Origin of the sequence: Achromobacter sp. RW408 (assembly GCF_003184165.1) — a bacterium.
GTDB lineage: Bacteria > Pseudomonadota > Gammaproteobacteria > Burkholderiales > Burkholderiaceae_B > Achromobacter > Achromobacter xylosoxidans.
Map to the genome: position 1 here is coordinate 599,896 of NZ_QHHO01000047.1, position 19,281 is coordinate 619,176.

The window sequence follows — 19,281 nt, forward strand, 5'->3', positions numbered from 1 at the left end:
CAAGGCCGACGAGGTCGATCCCGAGATCGCGCTGCAGGAAGCCAAGAAGAAGAAAGAGAAGGAAGAACAGGCCCGCCAGGCCGCCGAGGCCGCCAAGGAAAAGGCGCGCCTGGAGGAAGAGCGCAAGCAGGCCGAGCTGAAGGAAAAGAAGCGCCTCGAACAGGAACGCCAGGCGGCCGAGAAGGCCGCCGCCGACAAGGCTGCGGCGGAGAAGGCGGCTGCGGACAAGGCCGCTGCCGAAAAGAAGGCCAAGGAAGACGCCGCCAAGAAGGCAGCGGCTGAAAAGGCGGCTGCCGAGAAGGCCGCCGCTGAAAAGGCCGCGGCCGACAAAGCCGCCGCTGAAAAAGCCGCCGCCGAAAAGAAGGCCAAGGAAGAAGCCGCCAAGAAGGCCGCGGCCGACAAGGCCCTGAAGGATGCGTTCCGCAACGACGCCCTGGGCGCGGCCGGCATTCCCGGCGGCACCGCCGACCGCAACCAGGCCGGTGGCGGGCGCGACAGCGGCTATGGCGCCAAGGTGCGCGCCTGCGTGCAACCCGGCGTGGCCTACCCGCCGCCGCCGCGCAGCGGCTCGGACAATCCGACGGCCCAATACCGGGTACAGTTAGGTTCTGACGGGAAGGTTAACGGGGTCACGTTGACCAGTTCCTCCGGCAACGCGGGCTTCGACCGCGCGGTCGAGACCGGCATCCGCCGCTGCAACCCCTTCCCCAAGCCTTCGACCGGCCGCTACGAGCCCATCATTGACGTTGTGTACAGAATGTATGATTGACAGGAGATTGCTGATTATGACTCCCGCCCATAGCCGACGAGCTTCCCCCCTCGTTCTCTGGCGATCGTATGGATTCGGCCTGTTGCTGCTGGCGCTGGCCTGCCTGATGGCCCTCAAGCCCGCCCAGGCCCAGCTGCGTGTCGACATTTCCGGCACCGGCGCCACCCAATACCCCGTTGCCATCGCCGATTTCGCGGTGGACGACGCCCATGGCCGCGCCCTGGCCGAAGTGATTCGCGCCGACCTGACCCGCACCGGCCAGTTCCGCCTGATCAGCGCCGCCGGTTCGGGCCTGAACGTCGATTCGCCCATCGCCCATGACGACTGGCGCGCCAAGGGCGCCGACTTCATCGCCTACGGCAGCATCGTGCGCGGCAACGACGGCCGCTACGACGTGCGCTACCGCCTGGCCGACACGGTCAAGAAGGGCCAGCTGGATGGCGTCGCGTTCTCCGGCACCGAGCAGGAACTGCGCCGCGTCGCCCACCAGATCGCCGACCGCATCTATGAAAAGATCACCGGCGTGCGCGGCGTGTTCTCGACCCGCATCGCCTACGTGCTCAAGCAAGGCGCCACCTACGAACTGCAGGTGGCTGACGCCGACGGCCAGAATCCGCAGGTCGCCCTGCGTTCGCGCGAGCCGATCATCTCGCCGTCCTGGTCGCCCGATGGTTCCAAGCTGGCGTACGTGAGCTTCGAATCCGGCAAGCCGGTGGTGTACGTGCACACCCTGGCCACCAGCGCCCGCGTGCCGGTCGCCAACTTCAAGGGCAACAACAGCGCCCCGGGCTGGTCGCCCGATGGCACCCAGCTTGCCGTGGCCCTGACGCGTGACGGTCTGTCGCAAATTTACATCGTTAGCGCGGCCGGCGGCTCGAATATGAAGCGAGTTACGCGTTCTCCCGGGATTGACACCGAGCCGAGCTTTACGCCGGACGGCCGTTCCATTATCTTTACCAGTGACCGCAGCGGCGGGCCGCAAATTTACCAAACCGGCCTGGACGGTGGCGATGCTCGCCGCCTCACGTTTAATGGTGGTTACAACATCTCACCCCGAATTTCCCCCGATGGATCGACGCTGCTGTACGTTGCCAGACGCGACGGCGCGTTTCGAATCGCATCGTTGAACCTGTCCTCCGGCTCGGAGAACTTGTTGACCGATGGTCGTGACGATCAGTCGCCAAGCTTCGCGCCGAACGGCATGCAAGTCCTCTACGCCGCGATCCAAAACGGACGTAGCGTGCTTGCAGGTGTTTCGAGCGATGGTCGCGTACGGCAGACGCTTTCGGTACTGAACGGGGAAATACGTGAACCGACTTGGGGCCCATTTACCCGATAACACGTGTGACTCTCTTTGCAAAGGAACTATCATGAAGTCGCGCATTGCCAAAAGCCTAACCATCGCCGCTCTGGCCGCCACCCTGGCAGCTTGCAGCTCCGTCCCTCTCGACGATAAAGCGGGTCAGGGCGGAGGCGCTGGCCAAGGATCCTCGGCCTCCGGCCAGATCCTTGATCCCTTCAACCCCCAAAGCATCCTGGCGCAACAGCGCTCGGTATACTTTGACTTCGACAGCTACACGGTGTCCGACCAGTACCGCGGCTTGGTGGAAACCCACGCCCGTTACCTGGCTTCGCACCAGCAGCAGAAAATCAAGATCGAAGGCAACACCGACGAACGCGGCGGCGCCGAATACAACCTGGCCCTGGGCCAGCGCCGTGCCGACGCCGTGCGTCGCATGATGACCCTGCTGGGCGTCAGCGACAACCAGATCGAAACCATCAGCTTCGGTAAAGAAAAGCCGAAGGCGACTGGCTCGTCGGAAGCCGACTTTGCGGAAAACCGCCGCGCCGATATCGTTTATCAGCGTTAAGCTTTTCGTATAGTTAAGTGCCCCACCACGCGTCGGGACGGTCAGCCGGCCGTCCCGACGTTTGTTTTTATCCCCGGGAATTTTCATGCGCGATTACGTTCTGTCCCTGCGTCCCTTGATGGCGGCCACTGGCCTGGTGCTGGCGGCCCTGGCGACCCCCGCCCACGCTTTCTCCGATGACGAGGCCCGCAAGGCCATCCTGGATTTGCGCCAGCAGGTGCAGCAGCAGAACGAGCAGAGCCAACGCGCCAAGCTGCAATTGGCCGACCAGATCCAGGCCCTGCAGCAGGAAGTCGCCCAGTTGCGCGACCAGCTCGAACTGGTGTCGCGCCAACAGCCCAGCGCCAACAAGCCGGGCGGCGCCGCCGGCGGCGCCAACCCGCCGGGCGCGACGGCCGGCGATCCGCAGGAGCAGGCCGCCTACGACGGCGCCATCGACCTGTTCCGCAAGGGCCAGTACAAGGAAGCGTCCGAATCGCTGGCCGCCTTCACCGCGCTCTACCCCGCCAGCCAGCTCGCGCCCAGCGCCCAGTTCTACCTGGGCAGCAGCCGCTACGCGCTGAAGGACTTCAAGGGCGCCATCGAACAACTGAACGCCATGGTGCAGAAGGCGCCCGACAACGCCCGCGCCCCTGACGCCCTGCTGGTCATCGCCGGCAGCCAGATCGAGATGAACAACCGCGCCGGCGCCAAGACCACGTTGCAGCGCATCGTCCGCGACTACCCGACCACGCCGGCCGCCAACACGGCCAAGAGCCGCCTGCAACTGCTGCAGTAATGGCGGAAGCCGCAACCGCGGTCGCCGCCTACCGGCACATCCTGCGCCGCCGGGCAGGGCTCATCGCCCTGCTGCTGGCGGCGATTTGCATTGGGCTGCTGCTCGATTTCACGCTCGGTCCCTCGGGCCTGGGCTGGGGCGAGCTGTGGCGCACGCTGAGCGCGCCGGCGTCGGCCGATCCGACGCTGCGCGTCATCGTCTGGGATATCCGGCTGCCCTACGCGCTAATGGCCGCGCTGGTCGGCATGGCGCTGGGCCTGGCGGGCGCGGAAATGCAGACCATCCTGAACAATCCCCTGGCCAGCCCATTCACGTTGGGCGTGTCGTCGGCGGCCGCCTTCGGCGCGTCGCTGGCCATCGTGCTGCACCTGGGCGTGCCCGGCATCCCCGACGGCTGGCTGATCGCCGGCAATGCCTTCCTGTTCGCCCTGCTTGCCGCCCTGATGCTGGACGGCGTGGCGCGGCGCGGCGGCATGAACACGTCGGGCGTGGTGCTGTTCGGCATCGCCATGGTGTTCACTTTCAACGCGCTGGTGTCGCTGGTGCAGTTCACCGCCAGCGCCGAGGCGCTGCAAAACCTGGTGTTCTGGACCATGGGCAGCCTGGCGCGCTCGAGCTGGACCACCGTGGCCACGCTTGGACTGGCCTTCGCCGTGGCATTGCCGTTGGCGTTGCGCCAGTCCTGGAAGCTGACCGCCCTGCGGCTGGGCGAGGAACGCGCCGCCAGCTTCGGCGTGGACGTGCGCCGCGTGCGCGTGACGGCGCTGGCGCGCGTCAGCCTGCTGTCGGCGCTGGCGGTGGCGTTCGTCGGCACCATCGGCTTCATTGGCCTGATCGCGCCGCACATCGCCCGCCGCCTGGTGGGCGAGGATCATCGCTTCTTCCTGCCGGGCAGCGCGCTGGTCGGCGGCGTGATCCTGTCGCTGGCCTCGGTCGCCTCCAAGAACCTGGCGCCAGGCGTGATCGTGCCGGTGGGCATCGTCACTTCGCTGATCGGCATTCCGTTCTTCGTGGCGGTAGTGCTGCGCCGGAGGCTGCCATGACGGCGGCCCCGCAGCCGGCGCTGGCGATCGAAGGCATCACCTCCGGCTATGGCGGCACGGACGTGCTGCACGATCTGTCGCTGCCCCGGCTGGACGCGGGTGAAGTCACGGCCCTGCTGGGTCCCAACGGTAGCGGCAAATCGACGCTGCTCAAGGCGCTGGCTGGCCTGGTGAAGGCGCGCGCCGGCCAGGCGCGGCTGGACCATCTCGATCTGACGCGGATGGATTTCGCGACCCGCGCGCGCCATCTTGTCTACCTGCCGCAAAGCCTGCCTGCCGCCGTGCACCTGCGGGTGTTCGAATCGGTGCTGGTGGCCGCCCGCGCCAGCCAGGCCGAAGGACCGCCGGCGGATCTGCACGAGATCGACCGGCTGCTGGAGCGGCTGGGCATCGCTCACCTGGCGCTGTGCTACATGGACGCCCTGTCGGGCGGACAGAAGCAGCTGGTGGGGCTGGCGCAGGCGCTGGTGCGCCGTCCGCGCGTGCTGCTGTTGGACGAGCCGCTGTCGGCGCTGGACCTGAACTACCAGTTCCATGTGATGCGGCTGCTGCGGCAGGAAACCGCGCAGCACGGGCTGATCACGGTGATCGTGCTGCACGACCTGAACGTGGCCCTGCAGCATGCCGACCGCGCGGTGATGATCCATGGCGGCAGGCTGGCTGCCGCCGGCGCGCCTGCCGAGGTAATCACGCCAGCGTCGCTGGCGGCTGTATATGGAGTGCAGGGCCGGGTCGAAGCCTGCTCGCGCGGACGGCTCCAGGTGCTGATCGACGACCTGGAAGCGCGTCCGCACTGACCGCTACGTCCCGCGCGGGACCCTGAGGCCGGCGGTCCGGCGGACAGGCAACGCTAGGCGCGCTGCGCGACGTCCGCAACCGGCGCGCCGGTCATGGCGGCCAACTGCTGCGGCGTCAGGTTGAACACGGCGTGCGGGTGCCCCGCCGCCGCCCACAGGCTGTCGTACTGGAACAGGTCCTGGTCGAGCAGCATGACCGGCTTGACCGCGTGGCCGATGGGGCAGACGCCGCCGATGGCGTAGCCGGTCATGTCGCGCACGAACTTGGCGTCGGCCTTGGCCAGGGCGCCGACCTGCTGCGCGACCTTGGCCTCATCGACGCGATTGACGCCGCTGGCGATGACCAGCACCGGCGCATCGTCCGCGGCCCGGCGGAAGATGATCGACTTGGCGATCTGGGCCACTTCGCAGCCCAGCCCCGCGGCCGCTTCCGCCGAGGTTTTGCCGGTCTGCGGTAGCACCACCACCGGCTTGTCATGACCCATTTCGGCGAGCAGTCGGGCGACGCGTTGGGCGGACTCGGGAATATCGGCGGGGGTGGCGGGGGACATCTGGCGAACTCCGTTCAAGGGAAAAAAGATCGGGAAACGAGTTTATCAGCCCCCGCCAATGCCCCCGCCGCGGGCGCGGGCGTGCCGTGGACGGGGGAGCGAACCGGCTAGAATGCCCGCCTGGCTTTCCCAACCCCGATCCGATGCGTTCAGAACCCGTCCTGCCCCTGCAAACCGCCGACATCGGCGGCTATGCCATGTCCTACACCGAATACGGCGAGGGCGAGCCCCTGGTGCTGGTGCATGGCTCGCTGTCGGACTGTCGCTACTGGAAGTCGCAGATGGCGCCGCTGGGCCGCTCGTTCCGGGTGCTGGCGGTGTGCCTGCGGCGCTACTGGCCCGAAACCTGGGATGGCGAAGGCGAGGGGTTTTCGGTGGCGCAGCATGGCGCCGACGTGCTGGCCTTCATCGACCAGGTCGCGGGCCAGCCGGCCCACCTGGTGGGCCATTCGCGCGGCGGCCGCGTGGCGCTGGAGGCGGCGCTGGCGCGCCCCGACGCGCTGCGCAGCCTGACGCTGGCCGACCCGGGCCTGCCGCTGCCCGGAGACAACGATCTGCGCGGCGGCTTCCGTCAGCGCGCGCTGGAATTGATCCGCGACGGCGCGCTCGAAGAGGGCCTGGCGCTGTTCGTCGACACCGTGACAGGGCCGGACACCTGGCAGCGCATGGTGCCCTGGTTCAAGGAGATGGTGCGCGACAACGCCGGCACGCTGTTCGGCCAGGCCCGCGAAACGCCCGCCACCCTGAGCCCGGAACAGATCGGTTCGCTGGCCCTGCCGACGCTGCTGATCGGCGGCGCGCTCAGCCCCGCGCCCTACCCGGCGGTACTCGACGCGCTGGCGCAGTGGCTGCCCCAGGCGCGGCGCGTCGACATCGCCGGCTCGTCGCACGGCATGAACCTGGGCAACCCGCGCGCCTTCAATGGCGCCATCGAATCGTTCCTGCGCGGCTGACCCCGCGCGCCGTCAGGGTTCGACCGACGGCGTGTGCTTGAGGCGCTTGAGCACGAAGGTCGAGCGGCTGTGGCGCACGCCGGGCAGCTTGTAGAGCCGCTTGCGCAGGAATTCCTCATAGCCTTCGGTGCCCGCCACCGCGACCTTGATCAGGTAGTCGTATTCGCCCGTCACCAGGAACGCCTCCACTACCTGCGGCAGGCGCGTGATCGCCTCGCCGAAGCGCGCCAGCGTGTCGTCGTCGTGGTGTTCGAGCGTGACCTCGATCATCACCGTGTCGGGCAGGCCCAGCGCCTTCTGGTTCAACAGCGCCGCGTAGCCCTCGATCACGCCCGCGTCCTCCAGGGCCTTGACCCGGTTCCAGCAGGGCGTGGGCGACAGGCCCACCTGCTCGGCCAGTTTCAGGTTGGTGAGGCGGCCATCGGTGCGCAGCGCGCGCAGGATCTTGCGGTCGGTTTCGTCGATTTTGGGCGGGGTGGACACGGCTGAGAATCCGCAGAAGAGAACATCCCTGTAAAACTTAATTTTATAGGATATATATTCCTCCATCTCTGCGAAAATGGCGAGAAACAGGAAACCTATTTTCCCGACCCGGTCGTAGACTTTCCAGCAAGACGGGCATTACCCCGCCCGTCGGATCCAGCGCCTGCGCCGCGGCACAACCCGGCCTTGGCGCCGGTGTAGTCCACCGCAGTTGCCGCGCGCCGATCCGCGCGGCGGGAAATCATGTCTCACGCAGCAGCAGTACCCGCAAGAACCGGCCTGGGCCTGTCCGGCACAGCCATGCTCCTGGCCGCGCCGGCGCTATTCGCCTCCAACATGGTGGCCGCCCGCTGGGCCCACGACGCCGCCCTCCCCCCCGTTTTCCTGGCCTTCGGCCGCTGGCTGATCGCCTTCCTGATCCTGTTGCCGCTGGCCGCGCCGGCCTTGCTGCGGCATCGCCAGGCGCTGTGGCGCGGCCTGCCGACGCTGCTGCCGCTGGCGGTGCTGGGCATGGGCGTGGCGGTGGCGCCGCAGTACATCGGCGCCCAGAGCACCAGCGCCACCAACATCGCCCTGATCTTCTCGTGCAGCCCGATCCTGGTGGCGCTGCTGGAAGCGATCATCTGGCGCAAGCCTCTCTCGCCGCTGCGCGCCGCCGGGCTGGCGCTGGCGCTGGGCGGCGTGCTGGTGGTACTGACGCGCGGCGACGCCTGGGCGCTGGCGCGGCTGGCGTTCGGCCAGGGCGACCTGTGGGTGCTGCTGGCCGCCACCGGCTGGGCGTTCTATACGGTGCTGCAGAAGCGCCTGACGCTGCCGGCCGTGCCGGACGGCGCGCGGCTGGCGGCGATGATGCTGGGCGGCGCGATCGCGCTGGCGCCCTTCGCCGGGATCGAGGCCGCCGCCGGCGCCACTCCCCCCTGGAGCGATCCGCGCCTGGCGGCGGTGCTGCTGTTCCTGGCGGTCGTGCCGAGCCTGGGCGCGTACTACGTCTACGGCCAGCTGATCAGCCGCGCCGGCCCCGCCACCGCGGGCCTGTCCATGTTCCTGGTGCCGGTGTATGCGGCGTTGCTGGCCTGGCCGCTGCTGGGCGAGGCGCCGCAGCTATTCCATGCCTATGGCTTCGTGATGATCCTGTCGGGCGTGAAACTGGCGTCCTTGCGCATGCGGACGACGACGGCCGGCGCCGCCGCGCCGGCCTGAAGTGCTGGCCTGAAGCGCGAGAAAAAAAGGGCCACCGCACGGGTGGCCCTTGGCACGAGCGATTCCGGATTCAGCGGCCCGTGCCCTGGGCCGCGATCACTTCCTGCGCCACCTGGCGCGGCGCTTCGGCGTAGTGCTTGAACTCCATCGTGTAGGTGGCTCGGCCCTGTGTCAGCGAGCGCAGCGAGGTGGAGTAGCCGAACATCTCGGCCAGCGGCACCTCGGCGCGCACCACCTTGCCGCCGCCCCCGGCGATGTCTTCCATGCCCTGCACCATGCCGCGGCGTGACGACAGATCGCCCATGACGTTGCCGGTGAAGTCCTCGGGCGTTTCCACCTCGACCTGCATCATCGGCTCCAGCAGCACCGGATCGGCGCGCCGCATGCCTTCCTTGAAGGCCATCGAACCGGCCATCTTGAAGGCGTTCTCGTTCGAATCCACGTCGTGGTACGAGCCGAAGAACAGTGTCGCCTTGACGTCGACCACCGGGTAGCCCGCCAGCACGCCGGCGTTGAGCGCCTCGCGGATGCCCTTGTCGACCGCCGGGATGAACTCGCGCGGCACCACGCCGCCCTTGATGGCGTCGACGAATTCGTAGCCCTTGCCCGGCTCCTGCGGCTCGAGCTTGAGCACCACGTGGCCGTATTGGCCGCGGCCGCCCGACTGCTTGACGAACTTGCCTTCGACCTCGTCACAGGTCTTGCGGATGGTCTCGCGATAGGCCACCTGCGGCTTGCCCACCGTGGCCTCGACGCCGAACTCGCGCTTCATGCGGTCGACCAGGATTTCCAGGTGCAGCTCGCCCATGCCGGAAATGATGGTCTGGCCGGACTCCTCGTCGGTGCGCACGCGGAACGAGGGATCTTCCTGCGCCAGCCGGCCCAGGGCGATGCCCATCTTTTCCTGGTCGGCCTTGGTCTTGGGCTCGACCGCCTGCGAGATGACCGGCTCGGGGAACACCATGCGCTCCAGCACGATGACGTGCGCCGGGTCGGTCAGCGTGTCGCCCGTGGTGACGTCCTTGACGCCCACCGCGGCGGCGATGTCGCCGGCGTAGACCTCGGTGATTTCGCGCCGCTCGTTGGCATGCATCTGCAGGATGCGGCCCAGGCGTTCCTTCTTTTCCTTGACCGGGTTGTAGACCGAGTCGCCGGACTTGACCACCCCGGAGTAGACGCGGAAGAACACCAGCTGACCCACGAACGGGTCGGTCATGATCTTGAAGGCCAGCGCCGAGAACGGTTCCTTGTCGGTGGGATGGCGCTCGATCTCGTGGTCGCGCTCGTCGTGGCCCTTGATGGCGGGCACGTCGACCGGCGACGGCAGGTAGTCGATGACCGCGTCCAGCATGGCCTGCACGCCCTTGTTCTTGAAGGCGCTGCCGCACAGCATCGGCACGATCTCGTTGGCGACCGTGCGCTGGCGCAGGCCCTGCTTGATCTCGGCTTCGGTCAGCGCCTCGCCGCCCAGGTATTTCTCCAGCAGCGCCTCGTTCGCCTCGGCGGCCTTCTCGACCATCTTGTCGTGCCACTCCTGCGCCTGCGCCTGCAGCGCCGCCGGAATGTCGCGATACTCGAAGCGCACGCCCTGGCTGGCGTCGTCCCAGATGATGGCCTTCATCTTGACCAGGTCGATCACGCCCTCGAAGCCGTCTTCCGCGCCCACCGGCAACTGCACCGGCACGGCGTCGCCCTTGAGGCGTTCGCTGATCTGGCGCTGCACGCGCAGGAAGTCCGCGCCGACGCGGTCCATCTTGTTGACGAAGGCCAGCCGCGGCACGCGGTACTTGTTGGCCTGGCGCCAGACGGTCTCGGATTGCGGCTGCACGCCGCCGACCGCGTCATAGACCATGACCGCGCCATCCAGCACGCGCATGGAGCGCTCGACCTCGATGGTGAAGTCGACGTGGCCCGGCGTGTCGATGATGTTGATGCGGTGTTCGGGATAGTTGCCGGCCATGCCTTTCCAGAAGGCGGTGGTGGCGGCGGACGTGATCGTAATGCCACGTTCCTGTTCCTGTTCCATCCAGTCCATCACGGCGGCGCCATTGTGCACTTCGCCGATCTTGTGGGTGATACCGGTATAGAAGAGGATGCGCTCGGTGGTCGTCGTCTTGCCCGCGTCGATGTGGGCGCTGATGCCGATGTTCCGGTATAGCTCGATAGGCGTCTTGCGAGTCATGGCCTCGTTCCTTGCAGTAATCACCAGGAATGGGCGGCAGGTCCGACCGGATACTGCCGCGGCGGGCGCCATGCCGCGTTGAGAGGTGTGCTCGGGGATTGCGAAACCGCGCCCGCACTATCCGTGAATATTACGCGCCGCGAGCCGGTTTACAAGCTTTAGCCATAAGCGCCATAGGGAATGGCGCGGACAAGAAAAAGCCCCTCGGCGGGAGGGGCCTGGCATGCGTCGGCGCCGGCGGGCCTGACGGCGGCCTGACACCGGCGGCGGGCAGCGGTGTTACTTCTTTTCTTCCTTGACGCGGTACACCAGCACGGCGGTGCTGGCCAGCGACAGCACCTTGGCGGTGACGCTGCCCAGCAGCAGGCGCGACAGGCCGCTGCGGCCGTGGCTGCCGATGAAGATCAGGTCGCAACCGGCGTCGGCGGCGGCCTGGACGATGCCGTCGGCCACGTTGAAGTTGGACACGGCGCGCGCCTCGGACTTCACCCCGGCGGTGTCGGCGCGATCGGTGATCTGCTTGAGGTACTTGTCGGCCTGTTCGGCCGAGGCTTTCTCGTAGTCTTCGTCGGTGATGGCGTAGGCCGCGGCCATGCCGTCGAAACCGATGGTGGCGGCGAACGGCTGCGTCACGTAGAGGGCGACGACGTCAGCGCCCACCGAGCGCGCGAAGGAAATGCCGGCGTTGGCGGCTTGGGCCGACAGCGGCGAGCCGTCGGTGGGAATCAGGATCTTCTTGAACATCTTGCCTGCTCCTGTTTGAGAGGAAGTTCCATGCTACCGGAAACCCGCCAGGTTCACATCAAGCGAACCCGGGGTCCTTGATGCGCGTCAACCCAGTTGCTGGGCGGCAGCGAACAGGTTGGTGCAACGCGTCCCGGTGCGGCAGTACGCCAGCACCGGGCCCGGCAGCGTGCGCAGCAGTTCGGCGAAGCGGACCACGTCGGCGGCGGTCATGGCGCTGCCGACGACCGGCTGGTATTCGATTTTCAGACCGGCGGCAGCGGCGGCCTTGGACACATCGGCGGCGGTCGGCTGGTCGGGGCCGCCCTCGAAATCGGGACGGTTGATGATGACGCTCTTGTAGCCGGCGGCCGCCACGTCGGCCATGTCGTCGGGCCCCAGTTGCGGGGCGACGGCGAAATTGTCGGTCAGGGGCTTTATCGGTGCGGACATGGCGATTCCTTGATGGCGAGGTAGAGAGGGCTGGATCCTATTATTGCAGGTGCCGTTTCAGCCGAACAGTTTTTCCAATACGCTCCAGGCCCCGCGTTCGTCCGCCATCGACACCGAAAAACGCAACATGGTGGATGGCGCCTGCGATGGCGAGAACAGCGTGCCCGGCGCCAGCAGCATGCCGCGGTCGGCGGCGGCGCGGGCCAGCACCTCGCTGTCGCGGCCGCAGTCGGCCCAGACGAACATGCCTGCCTGCGGCTCGTGAGGGACCGTCAGGCCCAGCTTCAACAGGCCTTTCAGGCAGCGCTGGCGGGCTTCGTCCACCCGCTGGCGCACACGCTCGATATGACGCCGGTACTGGCCTTCCATCAGTACCCGGTGCACCACCCGTTCGCCCAGTTCGGGCGAGGTCAGGCCCGCCAGCATTTTCAGGTCGGCCAGTTTCTGCAGGATGTCGGGATTGGCGGCCAGGTAGCCGACCCGCAGGCTGGCGGCCAGCATCTTTGAATAGCCGCTGACCAGGATCACGCGGTTCAGGCGATCGAGCACCGCCAGCTTCATGGCGCCGCCGGGGTGCAGATCGCCATACGTGTCGTCTTCCACCACCATGAAATCGTGGCGCTCGGCGATGCGCAGGATGTCGTAGGCGGCGCCGGCCGACAGGGTATGGCCGGTGGGGTTGTGCACCGCGCTGTTGACAATGAAGAGCCTGGGCTTGTGCTGCGCCGCCAGTTGCTCCAGCTGCGCGATGTCGGGACCATCGGGACCGCGCGGCACGCCGATCAGCCGCGCGCCGAACGCGGCCAGCCGGCCGAAGATGACGAACCACGCCGGATCCTCGACCAGCACGGTGTCGCCGGGCTGCACCAGCAGGCGGGCAATCAGGTCCAGGCCGTGCGTGACGCCGTTGGTGGTGAGCAGGTTGCGATCGGGATGGGCCGGCACGCCTTCGCTCTGCAGCGACGCCGCGATCTGCTGGCGCAGCGGCGAAAATCCCTGCGGATGCCCGTAGGACACCAGATGGCCACGCACCGACCGCCCGACGGCGCGCACCGCGCTCGCCACCATGTCCGGATCCAGCCAGTCGGCCGGCAACAGGCCGGCGCCGCCCGGCATGCCGGGGCCGCCACCTTCACGGAACATGCTGCGCAAGAGCCAGGCGATATCCACCCGCGCGGGCGGCGTGAAACCCTGGCTTTCGGGAACCGCGGCGGCCGCGGCCAGCGGGCCGTTGCGGGCCCGCACGAAGAAACCGGCGCCGCGGCGCGACTGCACCAGGCCGCGCGCCACCAGCCGGTCGTAAGCCTCCACCACCGTAAACCGGCTGACGCCGGATTGCTCGGCCATCTTGCGGATGGAGGGCAGGCGGGTGCCGGGACGCAGGCCCTGCTCGTCGATACGGCGGGCCAGGCCGTCGGCCAGTTGCGCCACCAAGGTGGCGTCGGCCTGGCGCACCGGCTGCCAGGGCATGGAGGGGGAGACAACTGTCATGGGGATTTCACCAGGCCAGTGGTTAAAGTGACATGCAAAAGTGTACCGGTACTGTACCGATGACTATGCGTAGAGTGACAGCAATGGCGCCAACCCGCAAGCCCTGTGGACCGCCCCTTCTTCCGGATGTCCACCGATGAGCCGTTCCGTGCTGTATCCCTCGCCCCAGGTCGCTCCCGCCGCGTCCGCGGCCTCCTCCTGGGAAGGCTATGGCTACGGCCTGCTGGGGGTGGTGGTGTTCTCGCTGACTCTGCCGATGACCCGCGTCGCCGTCGCCGAGCTGCCGCCGTTGCTGGTGGGCCTGGGCCGGGCCCTGCTGGCGGCCGTGCCGGCCCTGGCGCTGTTGTGGCTGACACGCAGCCGGCGGCCCGATCGCCGCGAATGGCCCGGCGTCATCCTGGCCGCGATCGGCATCGTGGTGGGCTGGCCGCTGGCGTCGTCGCTGGCGATGCAGACCGTGGCGTCTTCGCACGGCGCGGTGTTCAACGGCCTGCTGCCCCTGTCCACGGCGGTTTTCGCGGCCTGGCGCAGCGGCGAACGGCCCTCGCCGGCGTTCTGGGGCTGGGCCATGGTGGGCGCCGCGCTGGTATGCGCATTTGCGCTGCGCGAGGGCCAGGGCAGCCTGATGATGGGCGATTTCTGGCTGTTGCTGGCCGTGCTGCTGGGCGGCATGGGTTATGCCGAAGGCGCGCGCGCCTCGCGCACGCTGGGCGGCTGGCGCACCATCTGCTGGGCGCTGGTGATCAGCGCCCCGGTGCTGGTCGTACCGGTGGGCTGGATGGCCGCGCAACAGGCGCACTGGCCTGGGGCCGACGTCATCTGGGCCAGCGCCTACCTGGCATTTGGCTCGATGTTCCTGGGGTTTTTCGCCTGGTATCGCGGCCTGGCCGCGGGTGGCATTGCCCGTGTCGGGCAGATTCAGCTGTTGCAACCGTTCCTGACGGTACTGGCCGCCACCCTGTTCTTTGGCGAATCGGTGGACATGGTCACCTTCCTGTTCGCCGCCGCCGTTATCGTTGTGATCGCCGGCGGACGCCGCGCGATCGTTGGAGTCAAGAAATGACGCTGTTCCCTTCCAGCCTGGCCGATGTGCCGCTCGCTTCCCTGTCCCTGCTGGGCCCCCTGGCGCTGTTCGCGCTGGTCAGCTCGATCACGCCCGGGCCGAACAACGTCATGCTGGCCGCATCCGGCCTGAACTTCGGCTTCCGTCGCAGCATGCCGCACCTGCTGGGCGTGAACCTGGGATTCACGCTGATGATCTTCCTGGTGGGCATCGGGCTCGGCTCGGTTTTCCAGCAGGCGCCGGTGCTGTACACCGTGCTGAAGTACGTGGGCGCCGCCTACCTGCTGTACCTGGCCTGGAAGATCGCCAACTCCGGCGGCGTGGAGGAAGGCGCGGTGCGCGGCAAGCCGATGACCTTCCTGCAGGCAGCGGCCTTCCAGTGGGTCAACCCCAAGGCCTGGGTGATGGCGGTGGGCATCATCGCCACCTACACGCCGCAGGCCGGCTTCTTCGCCAACCTGGTGATCGCCACGCTGGTCTGCGGCCTCGTCAACCTGCCCAGCATCGGCATCTGGGTCACCTTCGGCACCGCGCTGCGCCGGGTGCTGCACAAACCCTGGGCGATCCGGGCCTTCAACATCACCATGGCCTTGCTGCTGGTGGCTTCGCTGTATCCGGTGGCGCTGGAAGCGCTGCACTGACATGGCCGGTGGCCGGCGCGCCGCGCTGTTCTTGACGCAACGGCCCTGGCGTCAGGCCAGCAGGGCGACCACCACGACGGGCGTGACGAGCACGTTGAACAGGCCTGCCATCACCATCACCAGGCCCGCCACCGCGCCCTCTTCGGCCGCCAGCTCGCGCGCCTTGGCGGTGCCGGCGCCATGCGCGCCCATCCCGAACAGCGCGCCGCGCGCCAGGGCCGAGCGCAGCGGCAGCCAGCGCCGCATGAACTGGCCGATGGCCGCGCCGAACACCCCCGTGACAATGACGAACACCGCCGTCAGGTCGGGCACGCCGCCGACGTGCGACGACACCGCCACCGCGAACGGCGTGGCCACCGAACGCGGCAACAGGCTCAGCCGCAGGTCCGGCGGCAGGTCCAGCAGGCTGCCCAGCAGCCAGGCGCTGGCGCCGGCGATAGCGCTGCCCACCGCCACGCCGGCCACCAGCACCGGCCAATAGCGCCGGATCAGCGCGCGCTGCTCGTACAGCGGCAGCGCAAACGCAACGATGACCGGCCCCAGCATCATCATCAGCCAGTGGGAGCCGGACATGTAGTCGCGATAGCCGGTATGCAGCAGCAACGCCAGCATCAGCAACAAGGCTGGCGCCACCACCAGCGTGGACGTCCACCAATAGGCATAGCGGCGATAGAACAGGCGCGCGCAGACATAGGCCAGCACCGTGGCCAGCGGCCAGAACAGCAGATTGAATTCAGCCCGCATGGCGGTTCATCCAGCGGTAGCAAAGGTCGATCGTCAGCGCGGTGCCGACCATGACCAGGGCCGTGCCCAGCAGGATCACGGCCAGCAGTTTCGCGCCCAGCACGCCGAGGAATTCGCGATGGTCCAGCAGCGACATCACCGCGGGCACGAAGAACAGCAGCATCTCGCCCAGCAGCCAGCTGGCGCCTCGGTGCACATTGCGCACCCGCAACAGGCCGGCGGCCAGCAGGGCCAGCACCAGCACCATGCCGATGACACCGCCCGGTATGGGCAGGCCGGCGGCGTTGGCCAGTACCTGGCCGAGCAGGGAAAACAGGATCAGCAGGACGATCTGCAGCACGCGGCTGCGGCGCAGCAGGCTGCGCAGGACGATGGGATAGCGAGGGCGAGACATGGGAATTTCCAGCGGACAGGAAACGTTTTACGCTCGGCGCGGCCATAGATAAAATGAATTTGTCGAATTCATCCCATTCCAAACAGGCATACCCCCATGGATCTGCGCCCCTTGCGCGCGCTGGTGGAAGTGGTCCGCCAGGGCGGATTCTCCCAGGCCGCGAAAGCGGTTTTCGCCACCCAGCCCACGGTTAGCAAGGCCGTGCGCCAGCTGGAAGACGAGATCGGCATGCCGTTGCTCGACCGCCAGGCGCAGCCGCCCCGGCTGACCGAGGCCGGTGAAATCGTCTACCGGCGCGCCGTGAAGATGTTGGCCGAGCGCGACGATCTGTACGCCGAACTGGACGAGCTGCGCGGCCTCAAGCGCGGCGTGCTGCGGCTGGGCCTGCCGCCGCTGGGCAGCAGCACGCTGTTCGCGCCGATGTTCGCGCGCTTTCGCAGCCGCTATCCGCACATCGAGATCAGCCTGCTGGAACACGGCGGCCACCGGCTCGAAGAAATGGTGATGGCCGGCGGGATCGAGCTGGCGGCGTCGCTGCGCCCGGACTCCGACAATTTCGACTGGCAACCGGTGGCGCGCGAGCCGCTGGTGGCGTTGCTGCCGGCCGATCACCCGCACGCCCGGGCCGCCACCGTCGGCCTCGACCAATTGCGCGACTCCCCCTTCATCCTGTTCGAGACCGGCTTCGCCCTGAACCGCATCATCCAGGAGGCTTGCCGGCGCGCCGGCTTTGCGCCGGCCATCGCCGCGAGGAGCGGCCAGATCGACTTCATCGTGGCGCTGGTCAGCGCCGGGCTGGGCGTGGCCTTCCTGCCGCGCGTCAAGGCGGAGGAAGAACGGCACGCGGGCGTGGCGCTGGTGCCGTTGCGCGATGCCCATACGGATTGGGAGATGGGACTGGTGTGGCGGCGTGGCGGTTACCTGTCGCCCGCGGCGCAGGCCTGGCTGGCGCTGGCGCGCGAGATGCATCCGGACACGGCTTGAAGCGATGCGCCAACAATCCGCGTTGTATGCTGGCGGCGCGACCGCGCCCGTCGGCGCGGGTTTCATTGATCATGCCCGCCCTGCCCCGCTTCACCGTCCGCCGCCTGTTCGGCGCCGCCGTGCTCGCCGCCGCCAGCGTGGTCGGCTGTTCGCAGCTTGACTCCTGGCAGCGCCAGACCATTTTTTCGCCGCAATCCGAACCTCAGACCTGGTGGCGCGAGCCAGCCAAGGGCACGCAGGTCTACGACCTAGCGCTGGCCAATGGCGACAAGGTGCGGGCCTGGTACTGGCAAAGCCCGCAAGCCAACGCGCCCACAGTCCTGTACCTGCATGGCGCGCGCTGGAACCTGAACGGCAGCGCCTTCCGCATCGACGGCTGGACGCGCAAGGGCTATTCGGTGCTGGCCATCGACTATCGCGGGTTCGGCGCGTCGACGCCGCGCCTGCCGTCCGAGGCCAGCGCGCTGGAGGACGCCATGGCGGGCTTGAAGGAATTGGCCCGCCTGCAACCGGACCCGGCGCGCCGCTTCATCTACGGACACAGCCTGGGCGGCGCCATCGCCATCAACCTGGCGGCGCGCCCGGAGCAACCGGACTTCGCCGGGCTGATCGTCGAATCCAGTTTCACCAGCATCAGCGCGATGCTGGCCACCATGAAGTGGGGCCGCGTGCCCGGCGCCAGCCTGTTGGTCACGCAACCGTTCGACTCGGTGCAGACGCTGGCGCAACTGCACACGCCGATGCTGTTCATGCATGGCACCGCGGATCGCGTGGTGCCCCACACGATGAGCGACGAACTCTACGCCGCCGCCCGGGGGGTGGCGCCCGAACTGAAGCGGCTGGTCAAGATCGAGGGCGCGACGCATTCGGGCGCGTTCCGCAGCGGCGAACAGTACGACGACGCCGTGAAGACCTTCATGCGCGACGCCAGTCGCGCCTATCAACGCAAGGCCGGCTGACCCTCGCGCCCCGCGACCAGGGGCGGGGCCATCCGTCGAATCCTTCCCGGGTCGGGCAGGCGCGCCCGGCGTTCGCCGGTTCCCTTCCCGGCCCACTCCCCCTGCGCCTGATAAGGCGCCCGCACGGTTCTCCCCGGGGAAACCCGCTCTCGGGAAACTCCCATATCAAAATATCTTCTAAATATATTTAGCGGATATTAGACTTTCTCCCACCCGCCGCCCTTCCTTCGCGGCGCCGGCCATCCGAGGAGAATCCAGTTGAGTAACGTGCGTTGGCAGGGCGTCTTTCCTGCCGTAACCAGTAAGTTCCATGCCGACGAAACCCTCGACTTCGAAGCGATGCGCAAGCATTTCGGCTTCCTGATCGACAACGGCGTGCATGGCCTCGTCACCTGCGGTTCGCTGGGTGAAGCCAGCACCCTGACGCTGGAGGAAAAGCTGGCGGTGACGCGTTGCGCCGTGGAAGTCAGCGGCGGCCGCATCCCGGTGCTGGCCAACGTGTCGGAGACCAGCACCCGCGAGGCGCTGCGCTTCATCAAGGCCGCGGTCGAGCTGGGCGTGGACGGCTTCATGCTGATGCCGTCGCTCATCTACGTGGCCGATGCGCGCGAGGCGATGCAGAGCATCCGCACCATGGCCGAGGCCGCCGCCAAGCCCTGCATGATCTACAACAACCCGGTCGCCTACCGCGTCGACCTCAAGCCCGAGCACATGGCCGAGCTGGCCGATTGCCCCTGGCTGGTGGCGATCAAGGAAAGCAGCGACGACATCCGCCGCGTGACCGACCTGCGCAACAAGCTGGGCGACCGCTACCAGCTGTTCATCGGCGTCGACGACCTGTCGTTCGAAGCCCTGGCGCTGGGCGCCGACGGCCTGCTGGCCGGCCTGGTGACCGCCTTCCCGCGCGAGACCGTGGCGCTGTATGACCTGATGAAAGCCGGCAAATGGCAGGAAGCGCTGGCGCTGTACCAGTGGTTCACGCCGCTGCTGCACCTGGACGTGTCGACCAAGCTGGTGCAGAACATCAAGCTGGCCGAGACCCTCGCCGGCGTCGGCAACGAGCACGTGCGCCGTCCGCGCCTGCCGCTGGTGGGCGCCGAGCGCGAGCGCTGCGCCGGCATCATCGAAGCGGCGCTGGCCAAGCGGCCGCGGCAATACCAGTCGAAGTAAACGACCCAGCCCGAAGCAGGACAGGCGCGCCC

21 protein-coding genes are annotated in these 19,281 nt (G+C 67.8%); 13 read left to right on the forward strand and 8 right to left on the reverse strand.

Annotated elements, in window-relative coordinates:
- From tolA to DK459_RS18900, 6 genes are all read left to right on the forward strand, one after another.
- Positions 1 to 769 (forward strand): cell envelope integrity protein TolA (gene tolA, locus DK459_RS18875; protein WP_110134995.1); only part of this gene is annotated, 769 nt, incomplete at its 5' end.
- Positions 770 to 785: 16 nt separating this feature from the next.
- Entirely contained in the window at positions 786 to 2,108 is a 1,323-nt protein-coding gene (gene tolB, locus DK459_RS18880; protein WP_006388739.1) for a Tol-Pal system beta propeller repeat protein TolB, read from the forward strand.
- A 31-nt stretch (positions 2,109 to 2,139) separates the two neighbouring features.
- Positions 2,140 to 2,640 carry a peptidoglycan-associated lipoprotein Pal gene (gene pal, locus DK459_RS18885; protein ID WP_006388738.1) on the forward strand — a complete coding sequence of 167 codons (501 nt, stop codon included), beginning with the start codon at positions 2,140 to 2,142 and terminating at the stop codon, positions 2,638 to 2,640.
- A gap of 85 nt (positions 2,641 to 2,725) precedes the next feature.
- Positions 2,726 to 3,418, forward strand: a complete 693-nt coding sequence (gene ybgF / locus DK459_RS18890) for a tol-pal system protein YbgF (RefSeq protein ID WP_110134974.1) — start codon at positions 2,726 to 2,728, stop codon at positions 3,416 to 3,418.
- Complete coding sequence (locus DK459_RS18895) at positions 3,418 to 4,461, forward strand: iron ABC transporter permease (protein WP_006388736.1); 1,044 nt, start codon at positions 3,418 to 3,420, stop codon at positions 4,459 to 4,461. The genes ybgF and DK459_RS18895 overlap by 1 nt, the downstream gene beginning before the upstream one ends.
- Entirely contained in the window at positions 4,458 to 5,258 is an 801-nt protein-coding gene (locus tag DK459_RS18900) for an ABC transporter ATP-binding protein (protein WP_024067739.1), read from the forward strand. Before DK459_RS18895 ends, DK459_RS18900 begins: the two co-directional genes overlap by 4 nt.
- Positions 5,259 to 5,311: 53 nt before the next feature.
- On the opposite strand, the gene DK459_RS18905 is transcribed toward DK459_RS18900, so the two are convergent.
- Positions 5,312 to 5,809, reverse strand: a complete 498-nt coding sequence (locus DK459_RS18905; protein WP_024067738.1) for a YbaK/EbsC family protein — start codon at positions 5,807 to 5,809, stop codon at positions 5,312 to 5,314.
- Positions 5,810 to 5,952: 143 nt separating this feature from the next.
- Here DK459_RS18905 and DK459_RS18910 point away from each other — a divergent pair, with 143 nt between their 5' ends.
- Positions 5,953 to 6,762: an alpha/beta fold hydrolase gene (locus DK459_RS18910; RefSeq protein WP_026382459.1), complete on the forward strand. Its 810-nt coding sequence runs from the start codon at positions 5,953 to 5,955 to the stop codon at positions 6,760 to 6,762.
- Between the two features lie 12 nt (positions 6,763 to 6,774).
- On the opposite strand, the gene DK459_RS18915 is transcribed toward DK459_RS18910, so the two are convergent.
- A complete protein-coding gene (locus DK459_RS18915; RefSeq protein ID WP_006388732.1) occupies positions 6,775 to 7,245 on the reverse strand; it encodes an Lrp/AsnC family transcriptional regulator in 471 nt (156 codons plus the stop codon).
- A 243-nt stretch (positions 7,246 to 7,488) separates the two neighbouring features.
- Here DK459_RS18915 and DK459_RS18920 point away from each other — a divergent pair, with 243 nt between their 5' ends.
- Positions 7,489 to 8,445, forward strand: a complete 957-nt coding sequence (locus tag DK459_RS18920; protein WP_233256826.1) for a DMT family transporter — start codon at positions 7,489 to 7,491, stop codon at positions 8,443 to 8,445.
- Between the two features lie 70 nt (positions 8,446 to 8,515).
- Here the strand turns inward: DK459_RS18920 and fusA are convergent, their stop codons facing one another.
- From fusA to DK459_RS18940, 4 genes are all read right to left on the reverse strand, one after another.
- Complete coding sequence (gene fusA, locus DK459_RS18925) at positions 8,516 to 10,627, reverse strand: elongation factor G (RefSeq protein ID WP_006388729.1); 2,112 nt, start codon at positions 10,625 to 10,627, stop codon at positions 8,516 to 8,518.
- A 279-nt stretch (positions 10,628 to 10,906) separates the two neighbouring features.
- Complete coding sequence (locus tag DK459_RS18930) at positions 10,907 to 11,371, reverse strand: universal stress protein (protein ID WP_006388728.1); 465 nt, start codon at positions 11,369 to 11,371, stop codon at positions 10,907 to 10,909.
- Positions 11,372 to 11,458: 87 nt separating this feature from the next.
- Positions 11,459 to 11,803, reverse strand: a complete 345-nt coding sequence (locus tag DK459_RS18935; protein ID WP_006388727.1) for a TIGR01244 family sulfur transferase — start codon at positions 11,801 to 11,803, stop codon at positions 11,459 to 11,461.
- A gap of 57 nt (positions 11,804 to 11,860) precedes the next feature.
- Complete coding sequence (locus DK459_RS18940) at positions 11,861 to 13,258, reverse strand: PLP-dependent aminotransferase family protein (RefSeq protein ID WP_085941815.1); 1,398 nt, start codon at positions 13,256 to 13,258, stop codon at positions 11,861 to 11,863.
- 172 nt (positions 13,259 to 13,430) lie between these two features.
- Between DK459_RS18940 and DK459_RS18945 the strand changes: the two genes are divergently transcribed.
- Positions 13,431 to 14,357 (forward strand): DMT family transporter, encoded by a 927-nt coding sequence (locus DK459_RS18945; protein WP_110134976.1) that lies wholly within the window; start codon positions 13,431 to 13,433, stop codon positions 14,355 to 14,357.
- Positions 14,354 to 14,998 (forward strand): LysE family translocator, encoded by a 645-nt coding sequence (locus DK459_RS18950; RefSeq protein WP_006388724.1) that lies wholly within the window; start codon positions 14,354 to 14,356, stop codon positions 14,996 to 14,998. Before DK459_RS18945 ends, DK459_RS18950 begins: the two co-directional genes overlap by 4 nt.
- Positions 14,999 to 15,049: 51 nt before the next feature.
- On the opposite strand, the gene DK459_RS18955 is transcribed toward DK459_RS18950, so the two are convergent.
- Both DK459_RS18955 and DK459_RS18960 read right to left on the reverse strand, forming a co-directional pair.
- A complete protein-coding gene (locus DK459_RS18955; protein ID WP_006388723.1) occupies positions 15,050 to 15,742 on the reverse strand; it encodes an LrgB family protein in 693 nt (230 codons plus the stop codon).
- Positions 15,732 to 16,136: a CidA/LrgA family protein gene (locus tag DK459_RS18960; protein ID WP_024067732.1), complete on the reverse strand. Its 405-nt coding sequence runs from the start codon at positions 16,134 to 16,136 to the stop codon at positions 15,732 to 15,734. The genes DK459_RS18955 and DK459_RS18960 overlap by 11 nt, the downstream gene beginning before the upstream one ends.
- Positions 16,137 to 16,232: 96 nt before the next feature.
- On the opposite strand from DK459_RS18960, the gene DK459_RS18965 reads away from it, so the two are divergent.
- The 3 genes from DK459_RS18965 (at position 16,233) to DK459_RS18975 (ending at position 19,249) form a co-directional block, all read left to right on the forward strand.
- On the forward strand, positions 16,233 to 17,120 hold the full coding sequence (locus DK459_RS18965; RefSeq protein ID WP_020925169.1) for a LysR family transcriptional regulator: 888 nt from the start codon (positions 16,233 to 16,235) through the stop codon (positions 17,118 to 17,120).
- Between the two features lie 71 nt (positions 17,121 to 17,191).
- Complete coding sequence (locus DK459_RS18970) at positions 17,192 to 18,079, forward strand: alpha/beta hydrolase (protein WP_006388720.1); 888 nt, start codon at positions 17,192 to 17,194, stop codon at positions 18,077 to 18,079.
- A 258-nt stretch (positions 18,080 to 18,337) separates the two neighbouring features.
- Positions 18,338 to 19,249, forward strand: coding sequence for a dihydrodipicolinate synthase family protein (locus tag DK459_RS18975; RefSeq protein WP_020925171.1), 912 nt, complete (start codon positions 18,338 to 18,340; stop codon positions 19,247 to 19,249).
- Positions 19,250 to 19,281: the final 32 nt, after the last annotated feature.

Bases quoted from the DNA above. Each gene is read 5' to 3' on its own strand.
- tolB (WP_006388739.1), top strand. From the start codon at position 786: ATGACTCCCGCCCATAGCCGACGAGCTTCCCCCCTCGTTCTCTGGCGA.
- pal (WP_006388738.1), top strand. From the start codon at position 2,140: ATGAAGTCGCGCATTGCCAAAAGCCTAACCATCGCCGCTCTGGCCGCC.
- ybgF (WP_110134974.1), top strand. From the start codon at position 2,726: ATGCGCGATTACGTTCTGTCCCTGCGTCCCTTGATGGCGGCCACTGGC.
- DK459_RS18895 (WP_006388736.1), top strand. From the start codon at position 3,418: ATGGCGGAAGCCGCAACCGCGGTCGCCGCCTACCGGCACATCCTGCGC.
- DK459_RS18900 (WP_024067739.1), top strand. From the start codon at position 4,458: ATGACGGCGGCCCCGCAGCCGGCGCTGGCGATCGAAGGCATCACCTCC.
- DK459_RS18905 (WP_024067738.1), bottom strand. From the start codon at position 5,809: ATGTCCCCCGCCACCCCCGCCGATATTCCCGAGTCCGCCCAACGCGTC.
- DK459_RS18910 (WP_026382459.1), top strand. From the start codon at position 5,953: ATGCGTTCAGAACCCGTCCTGCCCCTGCAAACCGCCGACATCGGCGGC.
- DK459_RS18920 (WP_233256826.1), top strand. From the start codon at position 7,489: ATGTCTCACGCAGCAGCAGTACCCGCAAGAACCGGCCTGGGCCTGTCC.
- fusA (WP_006388729.1), bottom strand. From the start codon at position 10,627: ATGACTCGCAAGACGCCTATCGAGCTATACCGGAACATCGGCATCAGC.
- DK459_RS18930 (WP_006388728.1), bottom strand. From the start codon at position 11,371: ATGTTCAAGAAGATCCTGATTCCCACCGACGGCTCGCCGCTGTCGGCC.
- DK459_RS18935 (WP_006388727.1), bottom strand. From the start codon at position 11,803: ATGTCCGCACCGATAAAGCCCCTGACCGACAATTTCGCCGTCGCCCCG.
- DK459_RS18945 (WP_110134976.1), top strand. From the start codon at position 13,431: ATGAGCCGTTCCGTGCTGTATCCCTCGCCCCAGGTCGCTCCCGCCGCG.
- DK459_RS18950 (WP_006388724.1), top strand. From the start codon at position 14,354: ATGACGCTGTTCCCTTCCAGCCTGGCCGATGTGCCGCTCGCTTCCCTG.
- DK459_RS18955 (WP_006388723.1), bottom strand. From the start codon at position 15,742: ATGCGGGCTGAATTCAATCTGCTGTTCTGGCCGCTGGCCACGGTGCTG.
- DK459_RS18960 (WP_024067732.1), bottom strand. From the start codon at position 16,136: ATGTCTCGCCCTCGCTATCCCATCGTCCTGCGCAGCCTGCTGCGCCGC.
- DK459_RS18965 (WP_020925169.1), top strand. From the start codon at position 16,233: ATGGATCTGCGCCCCTTGCGCGCGCTGGTGGAAGTGGTCCGCCAGGGC.
- DK459_RS18970 (WP_006388720.1), top strand. From the start codon at position 17,192: ATGCCCGCCCTGCCCCGCTTCACCGTCCGCCGCCTGTTCGGCGCCGCC.